23 protein-coding genes are annotated in these 20,295 nt (G+C 32.2%); 20 read left to right on the top strand and 3 right to left on the bottom strand.

Translation table 11 applies throughout. From position 1 onward, the window contains the following. Positions 1-18: 18 nt before the first annotated feature. The 5 genes from tenA (at position 19) to yidC (ending at position 3,901) form a co-directional block, all read left to right on the top strand. The gene (gene tenA / locus ACM595_RS05525) at positions 19-708 is read left to right on the top strand and encodes a thiaminase II (RefSeq protein ID WP_002482733.1); all 690 of its coding nucleotides are present in this window, start codon (positions 19-21) and stop codon (positions 706-708) included. Beyond that, complete coding sequence (gene thiD / locus ACM595_RS05520; RefSeq protein WP_002482734.1) at positions 701-1,522, top strand: bifunctional hydroxymethylpyrimidine kinase/phosphomethylpyrimidine kinase; 822 nt, start codon at positions 701-703, stop codon at positions 1,520-1,522. Before tenA ends, thiD begins: the two co-directional genes overlap by 8 nt. Continuing rightward, positions 1,515-2,306, top strand: a complete 792-nt coding sequence (gene thiM / locus ACM595_RS05515; protein WP_002482735.1) for a hydroxyethylthiazole kinase — start codon at positions 1,515-1,517, stop codon at positions 2,304-2,306. Before thiD ends, thiM begins: the two co-directional genes overlap by 8 nt. After that, positions 2,306-2,944 (top strand): thiamine phosphate synthase, encoded by a 639-nt coding sequence (thiE, locus tag ACM595_RS05510; RefSeq protein ID WP_002482736.1) that lies wholly within the window; start codon positions 2,306-2,308, stop codon positions 2,942-2,944. Before thiM ends, thiE begins: the two co-directional genes overlap by 1 nt. Positions 2,945-3,031: 87 nt before the next feature. After that, positions 3,032-3,901 (top strand): membrane protein insertase YidC, encoded by an 870-nt coding sequence (gene yidC, locus ACM595_RS05505; RefSeq protein ID WP_002482737.1) that lies wholly within the window; start codon positions 3,032-3,034, stop codon positions 3,899-3,901. A gap of 81 nt (positions 3,902-3,982) precedes the next feature. On the opposite strand, the gene ACM595_RS05500 is transcribed toward yidC, so the two are convergent. Continuing rightward, positions 3,983-4,630 (bottom strand): HD domain-containing protein, encoded by a 648-nt coding sequence (locus ACM595_RS05500; protein WP_037538041.1) that lies wholly within the window; start codon positions 4,628-4,630, stop codon positions 3,983-3,985. Positions 4,631-4,725: 95 nt separating this feature from the next. Further along, positions 4,726-6,210: a cardiolipin synthase gene (cls, locus tag ACM595_RS05495; RefSeq protein WP_011302692.1), complete on the bottom strand. Its 1,485-nt coding sequence runs from the start codon at positions 6,208-6,210 to the stop codon at positions 4,726-4,728. A 142-nt stretch (positions 6,211-6,352) separates the two neighbouring features. Here cls and csoR point away from each other — a divergent pair, with 142 nt between their 5' ends. The 3 genes from csoR (at position 6,353) to ACM595_RS05480 (ending at position 7,220) form a co-directional block, all read left to right on the top strand. Next, the gene (csoR, locus tag ACM595_RS05490) at positions 6,353-6,646 is read left to right on the top strand and encodes a copper-sensing transcriptional repressor CsoR (RefSeq protein ID WP_002482740.1); all 294 of its coding nucleotides are present in this window, start codon (positions 6,353-6,355) and stop codon (positions 6,644-6,646) included. A gap of 14 nt (positions 6,647-6,660) precedes the next feature. Next, on the top strand, positions 6,661-6,867 hold the full coding sequence (gene csoZ, locus ACM595_RS05485) for a putative copper chaperone CsoZ (RefSeq protein WP_002482741.1): 207 nt from the start codon (positions 6,661-6,663) through the stop codon (positions 6,865-6,867). A gap of 212 nt (positions 6,868-7,079) precedes the next feature. Then, positions 7,080-7,220 carry an Lmo0850 family protein gene (locus ACM595_RS05480; RefSeq protein ID WP_002482742.1) on the top strand — a complete coding sequence of 47 codons (141 nt, stop codon included), beginning with the start codon at positions 7,080-7,082 and terminating at the stop codon, positions 7,218-7,220. A 292-nt stretch (positions 7,221-7,512) separates the two neighbouring features. Here ACM595_RS05480 and ACM595_RS05475 read toward each other — a convergent pair whose 3' ends face one another. Further along, positions 7,513-8,718, bottom strand: a complete 1,206-nt coding sequence (locus ACM595_RS05475; protein ID WP_011302694.1) for an FtsW/RodA/SpoVE family cell cycle protein — start codon at positions 8,716-8,718, stop codon at positions 7,513-7,515. Positions 8,719-8,966: 248 nt separating this feature from the next. On the opposite strand from ACM595_RS05475, the gene ACM595_RS05470 reads away from it, so the two are divergent. From ACM595_RS05470 to ACM595_RS05415, 12 genes are all read left to right on the top strand, one after another. Continuing rightward, positions 8,967-10,037 carry a D-alanine--D-alanine ligase gene (locus tag ACM595_RS05470; RefSeq protein WP_002482744.1) on the top strand — a complete coding sequence of 357 codons (1,071 nt, stop codon included), beginning with the start codon at positions 8,967-8,969 and terminating at the stop codon, positions 10,035-10,037. A 12-nt stretch (positions 10,038-10,049) separates the two neighbouring features. Next, a complete protein-coding gene (locus tag ACM595_RS05465; protein WP_002482745.1) occupies positions 10,050-11,405 on the top strand; it encodes a UDP-N-acetylmuramoyl-tripeptide--D-alanyl-D-alanine ligase in 1,356 nt (451 codons plus the stop codon). Between the two features lie 625 nt (positions 11,406-12,030). Further along, complete coding sequence (gene cshA / locus ACM595_RS05460) at positions 12,031-13,551, top strand: degradosome RNA helicase CshA (protein WP_011302697.1); 1,521 nt, start codon at positions 12,031-12,033, stop codon at positions 13,549-13,551. A gap of 202 nt (positions 13,552-13,753) precedes the next feature. After that, on the top strand, positions 13,754-14,233 hold the full coding sequence (locus ACM595_RS05455; RefSeq protein ID WP_002482747.1) for a PH domain-containing protein: 480 nt from the start codon (positions 13,754-13,756) through the stop codon (positions 14,231-14,233). After that, on the top strand, positions 14,226-15,764 hold the full coding sequence (locus ACM595_RS05450) for a PH domain-containing protein (RefSeq protein WP_115338429.1): 1,539 nt from the start codon (positions 14,226-14,228) through the stop codon (positions 15,762-15,764). The genes ACM595_RS05455 and ACM595_RS05450 overlap by 8 nt, the downstream gene beginning before the upstream one ends. Continuing rightward, entirely contained in the window at positions 15,757-16,257 is a 501-nt protein-coding gene (locus tag ACM595_RS05445) for a PH domain-containing protein (protein WP_002482749.1), read from the top strand. The genes ACM595_RS05450 and ACM595_RS05445 overlap by 8 nt, the downstream gene beginning before the upstream one ends. A gap of 63 nt (positions 16,258-16,320) precedes the next feature. Beyond that, positions 16,321-16,671 carry a holo-ACP synthase gene (acpS, locus tag ACM595_RS05440; protein WP_002482750.1) on the top strand — a complete coding sequence of 117 codons (351 nt, stop codon included), beginning with the start codon at positions 16,321-16,323 and terminating at the stop codon, positions 16,669-16,671. A 115-nt stretch (positions 16,672-16,786) separates the two neighbouring features. Continuing rightward, positions 16,787-17,935: an alanine racemase gene (gene alr / locus ACM595_RS05435; protein WP_002482751.1), complete on the top strand. Its 1,149-nt coding sequence runs from the start codon at positions 16,787-16,789 to the stop codon at positions 17,933-17,935. Between the two features lie 87 nt (positions 17,936-18,022). Next, complete coding sequence (mazE, locus tag ACM595_RS05430; protein ID WP_037538046.1) at positions 18,023-18,193, top strand: type II toxin-antitoxin system antitoxin MazE; 171 nt, start codon at positions 18,023-18,025, stop codon at positions 18,191-18,193. Continuing rightward, on the top strand, positions 18,190-18,552 hold the full coding sequence (locus ACM595_RS05425) for a type II toxin-antitoxin system PemK/MazF family toxin (protein WP_419744470.1): 363 nt from the start codon (positions 18,190-18,192) through the stop codon (positions 18,550-18,552). Before mazE ends, ACM595_RS05425 begins: the two co-directional genes overlap by 4 nt. 294 nt (positions 18,553-18,846) lie before the next feature. Further along, positions 18,847-19,890 carry a SpoIIE family protein phosphatase gene (locus ACM595_RS05420; RefSeq protein ID WP_206170445.1) on the top strand — a complete coding sequence of 348 codons (1,044 nt, stop codon included), beginning with the start codon at positions 18,847-18,849 and terminating at the stop codon, positions 19,888-19,890. Between the two features lie 78 nt (positions 19,891-19,968). Next, positions 19,969-20,295, top strand: a complete 327-nt coding sequence (locus ACM595_RS05415) for an anti-sigma factor antagonist (protein WP_011302705.1) — start codon at positions 19,969-19,971, stop codon at positions 20,293-20,295.

Here is a 20,295-nt window from a genome sequence, read left to right as displayed (position 1 = left end):
ATTTATAGGAGGATTTTTGTGTTATTTTCAGAACAGTTAAAAAAAGAAGCTAAACCAATTATTAATCAAATCTACCACGATCCGTTTATACAAGGTATGTTACATGGGAATTTACCGATTGAAGCAACCAAATTCTATTTAAGAGCAGATGCTTCTTATTTAAATGAATTTGCGAATATATACGCGCTGTTAATTCCAAAAATGGAGAACTTAAATGATGTTCGATTTTTGGTTGAACAAATTCAATTTATCGTAGATGGTGAAGTGGAAGCACATGAAATTTTAGCGGATTATGTCCAAGAAAGTTATAATGAAATCGTACAAGAGAAAGTTTGGCCACCGAGTGGCGATCATTATATTAAACATATGTATTTCAATGCGTATGCTAAAGAAAATGCCGCTTATACAATTGCTGCAATGGCACCTTGTCCTTATGTTTATCAAGTCATTGCTCAAGAAGCATTAAGGGATAAAGAATTAAATAAAGATTCTATTTTAGCTAAATGGTTTGAATTTTATAGTACTGAAATGGATGAATTAGTTATTGTATTTGATAATTTAATGGATAAATTGACGAAACATTGTAGCGAAAAAGAAAAAAATGAGATAAAACAATGCTTTTTACAAAGTACAGTACATGAAAGAAACTTTTTTAATATGTCATTTAATGAAGAATCATGGTCATATGGAGGTATGAAAAATGAATAAACCCAATATTGCATTGACAATTGCTGGTACTGATCCAACAGGAGGTGCTGGTGTAATGGCAGATTTGAAATCTTTTCATGCTTGTGGCGTATATGGTATGGCGGCTGTTACAAGCATTGTTGCGCAAAACACTAAAGGTGTACAACATATTCACAATCTTGAGTCACAGTGGTTATCTGAACAACTGACAAGTGTGTTTGATGACGAATTACCACATGCCATTAAAACTGGTATGATTGCTTCAAAGGAAATGATGCAATTAATTCAAGAATACTTAGTGAAATATCCTGAGATACCATATGTTATTGATCCAGTTATGTTAGCTAAAAGTGGTGATTCATTGATGGATGATGACGCGAAAGCAGATTTACAAAATATATTGTTACCCTATGCAACAGTAGCGACTCCAAACTTACCAGAAGCTGAAGAAATCACTGGATTAAAGATTGATAATGAGGCAGCGATATATAAAGCAGGCAACATATTTATTAATGAAATTGGGAGTAAGGGTGTTGTTATTAAAGGCGGACATGCTGAAGATTTAGAAACTGCTAAAGATTATTTATTTACTAAAGATGAGGTCTATACGTTTGAAGAACCTCGTTATGATACGCAGCATACCCATGGTACAGGTTGTACTTTTTCAGCAGTAATTACAGCTGAACTGGCAAAAGGTAGAACGATTTATGACGCAGTGAAAAAAGCTAAAAAATTTATTTCATTAAGCATTAAATATACGCCAGAAATTGGTCAAGGTAGAGGACCTGTAAATCACTTTGCATATATGAAAAAGGTAGGTCTAGATGATGAATAGTTTAAATAATGTAAGAACGAATAATCCACTCGTTATTTGTTACACAAACGATGTCGTAAAGAACTTTACGGCAAACGGACTTTTAAGTTTAGGTGCAAGCCCAGCAATGAGTCAAGCACCTGAAGAAGCGATAGATATGTTAACACCTGCTAATGCACTGCTCATTAATATTGGTACTTTAACTAAAGATAGAGAGCAGGACATTTTAGAAATTGCTAAAACAGCTAATGAAGTAGGCACGCCAATTGTATTTGATCCAGTTGCTGTTGGTGCATCCCAATATCGCAAGGATTTTTGTAAAACTTTTTTGAATACTGTAGATGTAGCAGTTATAAAAGGGAATGCATCTGAAATTTTAGCGTTGATAAATAATGATGCTAAGATGAAAGGAACGGACAGTGATGATAATTTAAATGCGATAGAAATTGCCAAAGAAGCGCATAAACGATTAAATAGTGCGATAGTCATCACTGGCAAAGAGGATGTTGTGATTCAAGACAATCAAATATATCAACTGAATAATGGATCGGCTTTGTTGGCTAAAGTAACGGGTGCAGGCTGTTTATTAGGTGCTGTCATAGCTAGTTTTTTACCGACAGATGAAACAACTTCAATCAGCCAGTTAGTTGAAGCCACTTCAATTTATAATATCGCTGCGGAAAAGGCAGAGCAACTTGCGGAAGACAAAGGTCCTGGTACGTTTATGACGTTATTATTAGATGCACTATATCAAGTGACTTATGATGATTATTCAAATCAAAGTGATATACAAGAGGTGCAGTAATGTTTGATAAAAATAATTTGAAACTGTATTTTATTTGTGGCACGCAAGATATTGAAAGTAAGACAACTATTATAGATGTTGTGACTGAAGCACTTGAATCTGGAATAACCATGTTCCAATTTAGAGAAAAAGGTAACGGTGCATTAATTGGAGATGAAAAAGAAGACTTAGCACGGAAATTATTAGCTTTGTGTCATGATTATGCAGTACCATTTATCGTTAATGATGATGTTGCCTTAGCCAATAAGATTGGTGCAGATGGGATTCATGTTGGCCAGGATGATATGGATGTTAAAGTATTTGCTGAACAATTTAAAGGAAAAATTATTGGTTTAAGCATTAGTAATATAGATGAATATAAAACATCTAATTTAGCACATGTGGACTATATTGGTGTTGGGCCAATGTACGCAACGACATCTAAAGATGATGCAAATTTACCAGTAGGGCCAGAAATGATAACGAAATTAAGAGCGCATGTTAATCATTTTCCAATCGTAGCAATCGGTGGTATAAATGTTGAAAATACGAGGGAAGTTATGCAAGCTGGTGCAGACGGTATATCCATTATTTCAGCTATTACAAAGAGTGAAAATATTTCAAATACAGTTAGACAATTCTTACAAAATGTTGAATAAAGTATAAATATTTCTTTTTTTGTTTTCTACTTCCCTTTGAGTATGATAAAATAAATTCTATGTGAATATATCATTAGAGGTGGAAAAATGAAAAAGAAAGCACTACTACCTTTATTATTAGGTGTAATGGTCTTTTTAGCAGGCTGTGACTATTCTAAACCTGAAAATAGAGACGGTTTCTTCTATAATACGTTTTATGTGCCAATGGATAATTTAATACATTGGTTGGGAACTAGTTTTAATAATGACTATGGTTTAGCAATCGTAGTACTTGTGTTAGTAATACGTATCGTATTGTTACCATTCATGTTATCAAACTATAAAAATAGTCATATGATGCGTGAAAAAATGAAAGTTGCAAAACCGGATATTGATGCAATTCAAGAGAAGGTTAAGCGTTCGCGTACACAAGAAGAAAAAATGGCAGCAAACTCAGAAATGATGGAAGTTTATAAAAAATACGATATGAATCCGATGAAGAGCATGTTAGGGTGTTTACCAATCCTTATTCAAATGCCAATCATTATGGGACTATTCTTCGTATTGAAATATCCATCAAGCGGTGGATTTACAGAACATCCTTATTTCTTATGGTTTAACCTAGCGAAACCAGACATTTGGATTACAATTATTGCAGGTATCTTATACTTCTTACAAGCATACGTATCAAGTAAGAGTATGCCAGCAGAACAACGTCAAATGGGTTACATGATGATGGTCATTTCACCAATTATGATTGTGTGGATTTCATTCTCATCTGTTTCAGCATTAGGTCTATATTGGTCAGTCAGTGCGGCATTCTTGATTGTACAAACGCAAGTAGCGAATATGTACTACTCTAAACTTGCACAAAGAGAAGTTGCACCGATGATTGAAGCTATGGAGAAAAATAAAGCTGAAGCATCAGGTAAAGGTAAAAATACGCAAGTTGTTTCTAAGAAAAATAAAAAGAAATAATAAGTTAAGCTATTTTTAAGAACTAAAAAAGCACAATCTACTCAGTAGGTTGTGCTTTTTTGTATGATTACAATGTTTTATCTAAAAATACCATTCTTCGAAAAATTGATTGATAAAATTTTCCATATATTGATGTCTTTGCGCTGCTAATTGTTTTGCTGTTTCTGTATGCATTAATGACTTTAATTTCAAAAGCTTTTCATAAAAATGTTTGATCGCTGATGGCGACCATTGATCATAATGTGCGTCATCCGTCTCTGTTATATGCTTTGTTGAATGCTCAACCCACATGGGTTCATTAAAATGACCCGCAAATTGGAAAGTGCGTGCAATACCAATCGCTCCTATTGCGTCTAGTCTATCTGCATCACGTACAATTTGTCCTTCAAGTGTTAATGAAACTTCATTATTTTGACCATGTCTATAACTTATATGTTCAATTATATGTAATATATGTTGTTGCTGTTCTTTAGGTAATTGTAAGTCTTTCAAAAAGCTTTTTAACTTAGTTAACGCTTTTTCATGATTGGTTAATTTACTATCTATAGTGTCATGTAATAAACTTGCTAGTTGAATTGTTAACATGTGTTGCGATTGTTCTTGTTCAGCTATATAAGTTGCTAAACGCAATACACGATTAATATGTGCAATATCATGGCCAGTCGCGTCATCTTTATGATATGTACACATGTAATTATATGCACGGTTTAGTATTTCAGTTTCTTTCAAATTAGCTACACCTCTCAGTTTAGTCATATTAAATAAATTCATAAAATAAAAGGTCTAAGCAACAGTAGGGAAATTGTTACGTTAGACCTGATTTTTTATAAAATCGGTGACAATAGTCGTGAAATACCTTCTTTAAATTTAATCCATAAACTTCTTTGTTCATAAATTTCTTTTGTTAATTGATAAGATACATGTAAATCACTTTCAAAAGCGGATCTTAATGCTTTTGAGATGTATGTATCATAGATAAATGCATTAATTTCAAAATTTAATGTGAAACTACGATGATCCATATTAGTTGTACCTACACTTGCTACTTCATCATCTATAACGAGTGTCTTAGAATGTAGGAAGCCATTGTTATAATGGAAGATATTGACACCTGCATCTAAAAGGGAAGCTACATTATTATAAGTCGCCCAATAAACAAAAGGGTGATCAGGCTTGTTTGGAATCATAATATTTACGTCAACACCACCCAGTGCAGCTATTTTGACAGCATCTAGAAATGCTTGATCAGGTATGAAATAGGGCGATTGAATATAAATAGATTTTTTTGCTGAAGCAATCATTTTTAAATAACCGTATTTAATTTGTTCCCAGGTTTCATCGGGACCACTTGAAGCGATTTGTACACCGGTTGTACCACCTGAATCAACATCAGGGAAATAACGTTCAGCATAAGATAAGCGATCACGTGTTGATTGTGAATTCCAATCAAGCATAAAACGTAATTGTAAGGCATTCACAGCATCTCCAACAATTCTTAGATGTGTGTCTCTCCAGTAACCAAATTTTTTCTTAAGACCTAAATACTCATCACCCACATTGAATCCACCTACGTAACCAATATGACCATCGATAACCACGATTTTACGGTGGTTCCGATTATTCATTCTCAGATTAATTAAAGGCAATTTAGAAGGAAAAAATGCTTCAACATGGCCACCTTTTTTTCTAAAGTTCTTAAAATGTTTTAGAGATAAACCCCTAGACCCCATATCGTCGTATAGCATTTTCACTTCAATGCCTTCTTCGAGTTTCTGCTCAAGTGCAGATAGTATCTTTTTCCCGAGATTATCATTTCTAAATATATAATATTGGATATGAATATAGTCTGTTGCATTATTAATATCATTTAGCAGTGCATCAAATTTTTCTTTGCCATCTGTATAGATACTAATTTCATTATCTGTTGTTAAGAACGCAGCATTATTGTATAACAACATTTGTACCATATCTTTAAATTTCACAATTTGATGATTGCCTTTTGAAAAATCATCATTTTTTAAAGCTTCTAATTGCTCATTAACAATCATTTCAATGCCAATTTTATCTTCATCATTTAAGGAAAATATATGGTCTCGCTGAATTTGTCTGCCAATGAATAAGTAAATGATAAATCCTAAAATTGGTATCAGCACAAGTACTAGTAGCCATGCCCAAATTGAACCAGCAGATCTACGTTCCATAAAAATAATTGTAAAAGCAAAGATTAGGTTTAATATAAACGCGCCAATTAATATAATATTAATGATGACGTTCGTGTGATTAAACATAATTGAAAAGATATCTATCATATTAAACCTCCAACAAATAGCACAGTAATTAAATAATGTAAAAGTCTCCACTATTGTAACATGGAGAACATGTTTTATCACTTGACTAATACCTAACAGGGGTATATTATATGATGGGTATAGAATAGGAGGCGTTTGAGAAATGACTGAAATACAAAAAGCGCATCATTCAGAAGAAATAAAAGCAAATTTAAAATCAAGACTTAATAGAATCGAAGGTCAAGTTAAAGCCATAAATCGTATGGTAGAGGAAGATGTGTACTGTGACGATGTGCTTACACAAATAAGAGCTACGCGATCCGCATTAAATAGTGTCGCTACTAAATTATTAGATCATCATATGAAAAGTTGTATTATGGATAAAGTTGAACAGGGTCATGAACAAGAAGCGATGGAAGAACTACTTGTAACTTTTCAAAAATTGATGAAGGATTAAGTAAGGTGAAACATATGCAATCAAAAGTTATTTATATTGCTGAACTTTATAATGAGAAGCAAAAATTACAAATTGAAGAAAGACTAATGAAACTTTATGGTGTGTTTAAAGTTAGTATAGATATAGAAGAAGGCGCAATCTTTGTAGATTTTGAAACGCCTGCAAATTTGAATAATTTAGAAAAAGAAGTGTACGATTTAGGGTATAAAATAATTTATTAATCTATCTAAAGGGTATATATATTGTAGGACTATATAAAATGTAATGAATTAATTCTTCATATATAACATTACAAAGGATAGTTTATAATTAGTGAAATTTCACATTAAAAACTCTGTTTTTTTTGAATTAAAATAAAAAATTGAATATAATGTGGTATTTTACATTTAAATAGGGTAATATGTAGTAGAAGCAATAGATTAGGAGTGATGATATGAGTAAGGATAACGAAAAAATTCAAAATGTAGTTAAACTATTATCATCATTAGGGGTAAACATAAAGAAAACCAAATCAAGATTAGAAGTTATGCACACTTTACCAACGACTGTGAAAGCCGCTAACGAATTGAAATAGTCAAATTACCCAATCAAGTGATTAGAGCCCATTGTTCTGGTCACTTTTTATTTTGCCTTATAATAGTTTAGAAAAAAGGTCAAAGCCAATGTATAAGGTACATTAGATAATGATACACATTTAAAAATTGAAATAATTTTTAAGGGTAAGATATTAGTGTAAGTGTAGTATAAACTTTTATAAATGTTTAAAACGCATAGGATATAGATTAATTTGTTTAATTATATAGTATACATATAAAAAGCTGGGACATCGATGTCCCAGCTTTTTTAGTATGACAGGTCATCATACATTATTCTGTTGTACGTAATTGTTGTTTATCACCAGAGTATTGTTTGGGCTGATGATAGTAAATAGATAAAAGTACACCAATACCACACATGAGACTCCATAATGAACTACCGCCATAACTAATAAATGGTAGTGGAATACCAGTGATAGGTAGTAATTGGACAGTCATTCCAATATTTTGTAATACGTGGAATAAAATGAGTGAAGCATATCCAATTATGAATAATTTACTAAAAGGTAATTCAATTTTAGTTGCTAAGCGTACGAGATGGAATATAAAGGCTAAGAAAATTAATATTAGAATTACTGAGCCAATAAAACCAAATTCTTCACCAATAACTGAAAAAATAAAATCGGTATGATTTTCTGGGATGTATACTTCACCGTGATTAAATCCTTTACCAAATAGCTGACCAGAACCGATTGCTTTAAGGGATTCTGTTAAATGGTAACCATCACCACTACTGTACGTATAAGGATCTAACCAAGAATTAATTCTACCTAGTTGATATGTTTTAATTCCCAATGTGTTTTCTATAAGTGAAGGTTTATAAATAATAGACAATATTAAAGTTGAACCTATTACGATACCCGCAATAAAAAGCGGTGCTAATATTTTCCATGAAATACCACTAACAATCATGACACCAGCAATAATAGCGCAAATAACTAGTGTAGTACCAAGGTCATTTTGTAATAAAATTAATCCCATAGGTACAATCGAAATACCTACAATTTTTAGTAATAATTTAAAATCGGTTTCTAATGATTTATTGAACGTGAATTGATTATGTCTAGAAATCAATTTTGCGAGTGCTAGTATCAACACAATCTTCATAAATTCTGAAGGCTGTACACTGATAGGCCCTAGTTTATACCAGCTTTTAGCACCATTAATAATTGGTGTGATTGGTGTTTCAGGGATAATAATTAATATGAACAGTCCAATACATAAGATAAAATATAATAAATATGTATATTTCATGAGCTTTTTAGGTGAAACCAGCATAATGAGTAATGCAATGGCACCGCCCAAAACATAATATAAAATTTGTCTGATGCTAAAGTTAGCGCTATATTGACCGCCACCCATAGCTGAATTGATAATCGTGACGCTTACGAATGCTAATAATACGAGGATGCCTATTAAAACCCAGTCAATCCGCCGTATCCAATGATTGTTTTTTAATTGACGTGAAGTACTCATTTCTTACTCCTTTAAACAGCTAGATTTCTCTATCTTTAGTATTATATATAGATTTTACCGAACTTTAACATATTTTGCTAGAAGTAGGGTGTCGATTTAAAAAATTATAAATATGAAGTTTTATGATATGTCTTTACGAATGATAAAAGAGAACAAAAAATAAATGCTTTTTATACCACTTAACAAATGCAAAAAAATATTAAATCGTGATATGATGTAGTTTAAGAATTGTATATGGAGGCTAAAAAATGGCTAAAGAAAATGTATGTATCGTATACGGAGGAAAAAGTGCAGAACACGATGTTTCAATATTAACAGCACAAAATGTCTTGAACGCAATTGATAAGGAACGGTATCAAATAGACATTATTTACATAACTAATGATGGTGCTTGGAAAAAGAAAGAAAACATCGTAGATACGATCAACGATATCGACTCATTACGCTTAATAGATGTTGAAGCGGGTGAAATTTCAAAATTATTAAGTCAAGGAAGTACAGGAAATGCATATAGTGCAGTATTTCCATTATTACATGGGCCTAATGGTGAAGATGGCACAATCCAAGGTTTATTTGAAGTTTTAGATATACCGTATGTAGGTAATGGCGTTTTAGCTGCCTCAAGTTCAATGGATAAATTAGTAATGAAGCAACTCTTTGCGCATAGAGGTTTACCACAATTACCTTATGTTAGCTTTTTAAGAAGTGAGTATCACAAATATGAAGGTAACATCTTAAAATTAGTACATGATAAATTAGAATATCCAGTATTTGTAAAACCAGCTAACCTAGGATCTAGTGTAGGTATTAGTAAATGTAATAATGAAGAAGAGCTTAAAAACGGTATAGAAGAAGCTTTCCAATTTGACCGCAAGTTAGTTATCGAACAGGGTATTGAGGCGCGTGAAATTGAAGTTGCTGTATTGGGAAATGACTATCCAGAAACGACATGGCCTGGAGAAGTTATCAAAGAAGTAGCTTTCTATGACTATAAGGCAAAATATAAAGACGGAAAAATAAAATTAGATATTCCAGCTGACTTAGACGAAGAGGTTCAAATGACGTTAAGAAATATGGCTGTTGAAGCTTTTAAAGCAACAGACTGTGCAGGGTTACTACGAGCTGACTTCTTTGTAACAGACGATAATCAAATTTTTATAAATGAAACTAATGCGATGCCTGGATTCACTGCATTTAGCATGTACCCAAGCTTATGGGAAAATATGGGTGTGAGTTACTCTGATTTAATTAAGAAATTAATTGAGTTAGCTAAAGAAAAACATGAAGATAAAAAACAAAATAAATACAAAATTGACTGAGGCGAATAAATTATGATAGAGGTAACGTTAGAACAAATTAAAACATGGATTCCATGTGAAATAGAAAATGAATTTATGGATCATGGTATTAAAGGTGTTTCTATTGATTCACGTGACATTCACAATCAAAATTTATTTATTCCATTTAAAGGCGAACATGTAGATGGCCATAAATATGTAGCACAAGCACTTAAAGATGGTGCAGGTGCTGCATTTTATCAAAAAGGTGAACCGTTAGACGAAAATATTGATGGACCTATTATTTGGGTCGATGACACATTAGAAGCTTTACAACATTTAGCAAAAGCATATTTAGAATTTGTTAATCCACAAGTCATTGCAGTTACTGGTTCTAATGGTAAAACAACAACGAAAGATATGATTGAAAGCGTCTTGAAACCACAATTCAAAGTCAAAAAGACGCAAGGAAACTATAATAATGAAATAGGTATGCCATTAACTATTTTACAATTAGATATTGATACTGAAATTTCCATTCTTGAAATGGGCATGTCAGGTTTCCACGAAATTGAATTATTATCTAAATTAGCTCAACCCGATATTGCCATAATCACTAATATTGGTGAGTCTCATATGCAAGATTTAGGGTCAAGAGAAGGTATTGCTAAAGCTAAATCAGAAATTACACTTGGTTTAAAACCAGGAGGCTTATTTATCTATGACGGTGACGAACCATTACTAGAACCTTATGCTAACGAAATACAAAATGCTGATTTAGTAAGTTTTGGTAAAAATTCTGATAATACGCTGGTAAGTACTATTGAAACAATCAAGGATCATGGTATTGCATTCACAATTAATCATGATGAACATTATGAACTTCCTATCTTAGGTGAACATAATATGAAAAATGCTACGATTGCTATTGCAGTAGGTAAGAGATTAAATTTAACATACCAAACTATTTTCAATAATTTGAAAAATGTCGTGCTTACTGGCATGAGAATGGAACAACATCATACAAAAGATGAAATACTTGTCATTAATGATGCTTATAATGCAAGTCCAACGAGTATGAAAGCGGCCATAGACACACTTTCTGGCATGGAAGGTAGAAAAATTATTGTCCTTGGCGATGTATTAGAATTAGGTCCTGATAGTCAAATCATGCATGAAGCTGTAGGACTATATTTTGAAGACAAAGGTATTGACGCATTATTTACGTTTGGTAATGAGGCGGCTCACATTAGTCATACTGGTAAAGCTTTCGTTAAAAAGTCTGAAGCTTTTAAAGAAAAAGCAGACCTTATTCGTTCATTAAAAGGTTATGTTCAAGCGAATGACAAAGTATTAGTCAAAGGATCAAGAGGAATGAAATTAGAAGAAGTGGTAGAAGCGTTAATTTAAAACGATTAACTACCATAAATATGGAATCAATATATTATTGAGCTCAAAGAACCCGGGACGTACAATCGTCTTGGGTTCTTTATTATATGAGATAATGACCAAATCAACTGAATAATGCGGTAGACAGTTTTAAATATAAAATGATATTTTATGAAACTAAGTGCTTTTATATTAATCAGTTATTATTTTACTAAGATAAGGTGAATCAAAAATTTCATTTTATTAAAGTGTCATGCTTAATTATTATTTTCTTTAAAATTTGCATAGGCTAAAAGATTTGTATGGAAAATAGTTTGGTTTATGAATCATACTTCATAATATCATTTTATAAAAATGCTTAAGTCATAATAATTAAGTGGAATAATCTAATCATTAACAGAATAAATAAATTAACAAATTTTTTTCAGAAAGTAAAAAGTAATATGAAAAAATAAAATTAAACGCTTACAACCTATGTATTTCGGCGTTTATAAGCTGAGAAAACGTGATGATTACGAGAGATTCACTCAATTTATTCTAATTTGGTTTATTGCGATTATGCACTTGAGGTGGTACTATAAAGAAGTTGAAGAAACTTAAGTGAACATATATGTATAGAAATACAGATAAATAAAGGAGAATTATATTGCAAAATTTTAAAGAATTAGGGATCTCAGATAAGATGGCAGAAACCCTACAATCCATGGGGTTCAATGAGGCCACTCCTATTCAAAAAGAGAGTATCCCTCTTGCCTTAGAAGGCAAAGATGTTCTTGGTCAAGCGCAAACAGGTACAGGTAAAACAGGTGCGTTTGGTATTCCATTAATTGAAAAAGTGGCAGACCAAGAAGGTGTACAATCATTAATCCTTGCACCAACAAGAGAGTTAGCAATGCAAGTTGCTGAATCATTAAAAGCATTCGCTAAAGGACAAAATATTCAAGTTGTTACTGTATTTGGTGGTATGCCAATCGACCGTCAAATTAAAGCACTTAAAAAAGGTCCACAAATCGTAGTAGGTACACCAGGTCGTGTAATTGACCATTTAAACCGTCGTACATTAAAAACGAATGATATTCATACGCTTATCTTAGATGAAGCGGATGAAATGATGAATATGGGATTCATTGATGATATGAAATTCATCATGGACAAAATTCCAGCTGAACAACGTCAAACAATGTTGTTCTCAGCTACTATGCCTAAAGCAATTCAAACATTGGTTCAACAATTCATGAAATCACCAGTTATCGTTAAAACGATGAATAATGAAATGTCAGATCCACAAATTGAAGAATATTATACTATCGTAAAAGAATTAGAGAAATTTGATACTTTTACAAGTTTCTTAGATGTACACCAACCAGAATTAGCTATCGTATTCGGACGTACAAAACGTCGTGTTGATGAATTAACAAGCGCGTTAATCTCAAAAGGATACAAAGCTGAAGGATTACATGGTGATATCACTCAAGCTAAACGTTTAGAAGTATTGAAAAAATTCAAAAATGATCAATTAGATATTTTAGTTGCAACAGATGTTGCGGCAAGAGGACTTGATATTTCAGGTGTAAGTCACGTATACAACTTTGATATCCCTCAAGATACTGAAAGTTATACGCACAGAATTGGTCGTACTGGTCGTGCTGGTAAAAAGGGTGTTGCAATCACATTTGTAAATCCAATTGAGATGGATTATATTCGTCAAATTGAACAAGCAAACAAACGCCAAATGACAGCTTTAAGACCGCCTCATCGTAAAGAAGTGTTAAAAGCACGTGAAAACGATATTAAAGGTAAAGTACAAAACTGGATGTCAAGAGACAATGAACCAAGATTACAACGTATTGCTACAGAGTTACTTGGTGAATATAATGATGTGGATTTAATCGCGTCATTATTACAAGAGCTAGTCGAATCAAACGACGAAGTTGATGTTCAATTAACATTTGAAAAACCATTATCTCGCGGTAAAGGTCGTCAAGGTAAAGGTGGACCAAAACGTGGCGGTAACCATAAACGTGGTGGCGGCAAGTTTGATAACAAGAACCGTCGTTCAGGTAAAGGCGGATTCAACAATAAGAAGAAAAATGATAGACCTTCTTCTGACAGAAACAATAACAAGAAATCAATGAAAGGTCGCACGTTTGCAGACCATAAAAAATAAAACGATTTATCATATATGAAATTTAGGTTTAATCACTCCATTTATTTGGGGTGATTTTTTTATGTTAAATGGAGTTTAGATGGGAATGAAAGAATAAAATACTTTAATATTTTAATTGTGTTGATACATATTTTGAAGTGAGGATGAATGCGCACTATACCCTGTGTTATAATGGGGGAAATCTTAATGAAGGAGTGTATTTATGATAAATGACCAGCTCTTTAAAAAAAGTCCAAAAGAAGCTATAAAATATTATTATTTAACAGAAGGACTAGAATTTATAGTGCATTTGATCGTTATGATGGTATTAATATTCTTATGGAGCCATTTTAATTGGTGGCACTTTTTAATTTATATATTCATTTTTCTTATCTTAATAGATATAGTTTATGCTGCATTTGGACCTTGGATTAAGTACCATTATACATATTATCGAATTGGTGAAAATGATATAGAAGTTAAATATGATTTTTTCTTCAAATCACAAAAATTCGTAAAATTAGAACGTATGCAATATATAGAACGTAAATATAATCCAATACTGAAAAGGTTAGGTTTAGCTAAAGCATCATTAGTGACTGCTGGTCATCATGTAACATTCCCATTACTTAGCATTAAAGATGCAGAAACATTTGAAGCGATAAGTCTTGATTATTTGAGAGGAGCTGATTATGATGTATAGTCCTCAAAAATTACATCCAATTTCATATATAACGGGTGTGATCGAAGCAATCAAACAAAATATCGTTTTAATCATTATTTTTCTAGTGTTTAATATTCGTGATTTTGATTTCACTAATATTTATGCTTATATTTTCCCAGGTATTGTAACCATATTATTTCTTTTTTCATTCATAACTCAGGTTTTAAAAGTATATAACACAAGATATTGGATTGAAAATGACCACTTTGTACTTGCTACAGGTATTTTTACCAAAGAAAGAAAAGAGCTCAATATACGACGTATCCAAACACTTGATACAACGCAAGGCATCATAAATCAAATCGTTGGCGGTGTTAAATTACAGATTAAAACCCCAAGTGATGGAATTGATTTGGATACTGTTTCTGAAAAACAGAGCGAATGGATACAACAAACTTTAAAGGAAAAGCAACATGAACTATCTACTAGCAAAGCACAAGCAGTAGATCCTGTATCTACACAAGAGATCGATGATTCGGAATTGACGAACGATGATATCAATGTAACGACAAATGAAACAAATGCTAAAGATGAAGTTAAGTTTTTATATAAATTGAATTTTAAAGAATTGTTATTTATGGCATTAACGAGTGGAGCCATTGGTGTTGCCTTCGCTGCACTTTCTCCGATAATTGGGGGATTGTCAGAAGTTATTCCATGGGATTGGATAACTGATGAGTTCTCACAAATTTCACAAGCAATTTTTGTCATTGTCTTAATGATGGTTGCGACCATTGCCATTGCGAGTTATATCATCGGGACATTAATTGTTATTGTACGCAACTTTAATTACACGGTGACGAAGCATGGTAATCAATTAAATATTAAGTATGGACTATTTAATGTTAAAAATATTACCGTTCCCACAGATAGGGTACAGGCTGTCGTTGAAAAGCAATCATTTCTTAGAAAATTGTTTGGGTATACATCCATTCATTTTGTAATAACAAGTGATATGAATGATATGGATAAAGATGACGTATCCTTAGATGGCAATGTGATGATACTTCCTTTCATTAAGCGTAAAAAAGCATTTGAAATTATTAAAACTTTAATGCCGAATATGACGTTTGAAAAAGCAACAGTAGGTATGCCGTGGAGAGGTTTTCATCGCCATTTTTGGAAACAAGCTTTGTTACTTATCATGGTAGCTGCGGTAATTAATTATTTTTGGGCGGCATGGGCCTTTTTAATTGCAGGAGTTATTATATTAATTTTTATTGTGCGTAGTTACCTTGTGACTAAATTTTCTGGTATGAAATTAGTTGAAGATGAACTTGTAGTACGTAATGTCACTTTATTTGGATTTAAAAATACTTATTTCAAACAAGATAAAATATTAGGACTAGAAGTACGACGTACCCCATTTTTAATTAATAGTGACTTAGGTAATTTTAATTTTATTATTGCAAAAGCTGCTGGTAATGAACATATTGGGTTGAAATTCAATGCATATCAACGAGTTAAATCCTTGCAATCATGGTATTTGAGAGGTGAACAGAATGAGTAATTATCAGTATATGCACGCATCTGGTAAAACAGTCATGCGCATAGCAGCGTCAATTGTTACTGTGATATTATGTGTTTTATTAGTAGCGTTTTATTTAGTAAATCATTTGTGGCTCGAGTGGTTTGCACAAGAAACAATGAAATGGATTTTAATTATCGGTGCAGTAATCATATTGATGTATATTATTGTCGAATTGGTTATTGTACCCAAATATCGTTATAAAATATTTAAATATAATCTAGAAGATCACACGATAACGGTTAGAAATGGTTTGTGGTTTGTAAAAGTTGTGAAGATGCCTTTATTCAGAATACAAAATGTTGACACACACGAAGGTATTTTAATGAGAAAATATCAGTTAGCAAGTTTAACATTGTCTACAGCTGGAGGAAATACTGAAATTAAACTGGTCAATAAAGAGGTAGCCGCTAAGTTAAAACAAACTATAAAACAAGTGAATCAAGATAGTGCTATAGAAAACACAAATCATTAAACGAAAGCCATATAACAAGATAGCGTTAGTATAAAGACGTTATATGGGAGGTAGGAGACGGAAATGATACACGGTATAGGTGTCGATTTAATTGAAATAAGTAGAATAAAGAATCTTTATAAACGTCAATCGAAACTGGTTGATCGCATTTTAACAATAAATGAACAACATAAGTTTAATCAATTTAATAATGAACAACGAAAAATGGAATTTTTAGCTGGTCGATTTGCAACGAAAGAAGCGTTTAGTAAAGCTTTAGGTAGTGGTTTAGGAAAAACAGTATCTTTCACGGATATTGATTGTGTTAATGATGAAGATGGTAAGCCTTGCATACATTATGAGGGGTACAAAGTACATGTGAGTATTTCGCATACAGAACACTATGCAATGAGTCAGGTTATTTTAGAGGTTTAAATTAATTTAGGTGATTTCAGTTTATTAAATTTGGATATATTATCTGTATTGTTATAAAATTAAGATAATATATTTATTACACAGGTTATGAACTGATATAGGAGGTACGTGCTTTATGTCTGATAAGTATTATAGATCGACTTACGTCAATGTAGATTTAAATGCAATCGTTGCAAATTTTCAAGTCTTTCAAAAATTACATCCAAATAAGACGGTTATGCCAGTAGTGAAAGCAAATGGTTATGGCCTTGGAAGTATTAAGGTAGCAAGACAGCTCATGGATAATGGTGCTGAGTTTTTTGCTGTAGCAACTTTGGATGAAGCGATTGAATTACGTATGCATGGCATTGATGCTAAGATTTTAGTTTTAGGCGTTATTCCAACGGAGCATATTAATAAAGCGATTCAACATCGTGTTGCAATCACTGTACCATCAAAATCATGGCTAGTAGAAGTCGTGAAAGAAATTCCAGAATCAAATGAAAAAGATTTATGGATACACGTAAAATTAGACACGGGTATGGGTAGATTAGGTATGAAGACAGCAGAAGAATACAAAGAAGTCATAGAGCTTATTAATGGCCATAGCCATTTAATATTTGAAGGTGTATTTACGCATTTCGCATGTGCAGATGAACCTGGCGACTCAATGAACCGCCAACAAACAATGTTTGAAGAAATCGTTGGACAAGCCGATAAACCAGATTATATACATTCACAAAATTCTGCTGGTGCTTTGATGAAAGACACACAATTTTGTAACGCAGTTAGAGTAGGTATTTCCCTATATGGCTATTATCCATCCGCTTATGTTAAATCAAATGTGAAAGTGCATTTAAAACCAAGTGCACAGTGGATAAGTGAAATTGTACAGACGAAATTACTTCATGCAGGTGAATCAGTCAGTTATGGTAGTGTATATACGGCTGACGAAATAACTAAAATTGGTGTCATTCCAGTAGGTTATGCGGATGGTTATCCTAGAATGATGAAAGGTTTCTCAGTGAATGTGAATGGCAAACAATGTGAAGTCATAGGAAAAGTGTGCATGGATCAAACAATTATTAAAATTCCTGATGAGATTCAAGTTGGGGATAAAGTAATCATAATGGATCATCACAGCGATACCCCACAATCAGCCGAAGCGCTGGCGCATCAGCAACAAACCATAAATTATGAAGTGTTATGTCGCTTGAGTAGAAGACTACCACGTGTTTACCATAGTTATAAAGACCTAGAAATTCGTAATGAATTACTAAAATAGTATAGTCACTGTTTGTAAAATTTGTTATCATGTATCTAACAACCAATCTCGAAGATTTATATTTTAGTTACATGGAGGTCTTTATTCATGGCAAGTTTCAACCAAAGTAGAATTCATAGTATAGAACAACTTTTAAAAGAAGGCTATTCTCAAATGGCTGATTTGAACCTCTCCCTCGCAGCAGAAGCATTTCCGTTTGAATGTGAAGCTTGTGATTGCAACGAAGTATATATTAGCTCCAAGAATAATAATGAATGATGAGACGTGGTGACGTTTATTTAGCTGATTTATCACCAGTCCAGGGGTCTGAACAAGGGGGAATAAGACCTGTCGTAATTATACAAAACGATACTGGTAATAAATATAGTCCTACCGTAATTGTAGCCGCAATTACTGGTAGGATAAATAAAGCTAAAATACCAACACATGTAGAAATAGAAAAAAGTAAATATAAATTAGATAAAGATTCTGTTATATTGCTAGAGCAGATTAGAACTTTAGATAAAAATAAGCTGAAAGAAAAATTAACTTATCTTTCTGATAAAAAAATGAAAGAAGTTAATAATGCCATTGATATTAGTTTAGGATTACATACTATTAGGAGTCACAAATCCTGATTTTCAAAGGTTTACCTAATAAGTTAATAAAATAGTGAATTATAGACATTGATTCTCTATAACATGCAATAATCATTTATTAATGAATTAATCAATTTTAACCAAGATTGCTTTTAATAAATGGTTGTGACCTTTGAATAAGATGTCTAATTTAAAAGCTTTAGGGTTTCCTAAAGCTTTTTTAAGTATCTAAAGTACATTTAATAAAAGATGCATGAATATTTAACAATTAAAGTTGTTTTATTCAATGGAGCGATTGACATACATACAGAACATTTGAATATGTTGCATTCAATGTATGCGATTTATATTTGCATTTTGAGGAGGAATTACTGCGTGAAAGAATTCAAAAATCAATATAAAGCGCTAATTGATGAAAGCTTACACACGATTGATACAAGCGATTTAATAAAGAAGTGTGAAGGTTTTACTGAAGAAGTTATAAAAAAAGATATTTTGCCCGAAGATATCGTTCAAATACATAAAGATTATATAAAAGGTCAAAATTTAAGTGAAGCACAAATTTTGAAAACCTTTAATGTGTTAAAAGAAATTGTTAAAGGGTTTGGTTATAGTTATAGAGACTATAAACAATTAGTGGACAGATTACAGTATCACGATAAAGAAATAGATTTAGCTTCACGTCTGCAGCAAACCATGTTAAAAACAGATATACCTCAATTTGATAGTATACAAATCGGTGTCATTTCAGTTGCAGCGCAAAAAGTAAGCGGTGATTATTTTAACTTAATTGATCATAAAGATGGCACGATGAGTTTCGCTGTTGCGGATGTCATTGGCAAAGGTATCCCAGCTGCATTAGCTATGAGTATGATTAAATTTGGAATGGATTCATATGGTCATTCACAATTACCAAGTGATGGTTTAAAACGACTGAACCGAGTTGTTGAAAAAAATGTGAATCAAAATATGTTCGTAACAATGTTTTATGGCTTATATGAAGAATTAAATCATTTATTATATTGTAGTTCTGCAGGCCATGAACCAGGTTATATTTATCGAGCTGAAACAGAAACATTTGAGGAAATGGGAGTTCGAGGAAGAGTACTTGGTGTGAGTCAACAAACACGTTATAAGCAACAAGAAATACCTATTTATTTAGATGATTTAGTTATTATTTTTACAGATGGCGTAACTGAAGTCAGAAATGAAGCGGGCGACTTTTTAGACAAACAACATTTATTAGATATGATTCATAAATATAAACATATGCACCCTCAAGATATTGTGCAATTATTATATGAAGCCATATTAAAAATACAAAACCCAGATAAAAGAGATGATTTAACGATATTAATCATTAAAAGAGTAAATTAGTTTTTAGTGTTTAGATTTAAAATTTAAATTTAAGGGTATAAAAGTTATTAATGAGACTATAATTAGGAGTGTAATGTTATGAAGCTTAATATTGAGACTGTAACTCATGATTCACATTATGAGGTGAAAGTTGGCGGTGAACTGGATGTATATACAGTTCCTGAATTAGAAGAAGTCTTAGTTCCAATGAGACAAGAGGGAACACACGATATCTATGTGAATTTAGAAAATGTGAGTTACATGGATTCAACAGGATTAGGTTTATTTGTAGGTACATTAAAAGCATTAAACCAAAACGATAAAGAATTATATATATTAGGTGTTTCAGATCGAATAAGTCGTCTTTTTGATATAACTGGATTAAAAGATTTGATGCATGTTAATGAAGGAACGGAGGTCGAATAA

Source organism: Staphylococcus sp. LKG3-1, from assembly GCF_048568385.1.
Classification (GTDB): Bacteria; Bacillota; Bacilli; order Staphylococcales; family Staphylococcaceae; genus Staphylococcus; species Staphylococcus saprophyticus.
This window is presented reverse-complemented; position numbering and strand designations above follow the sequence as displayed.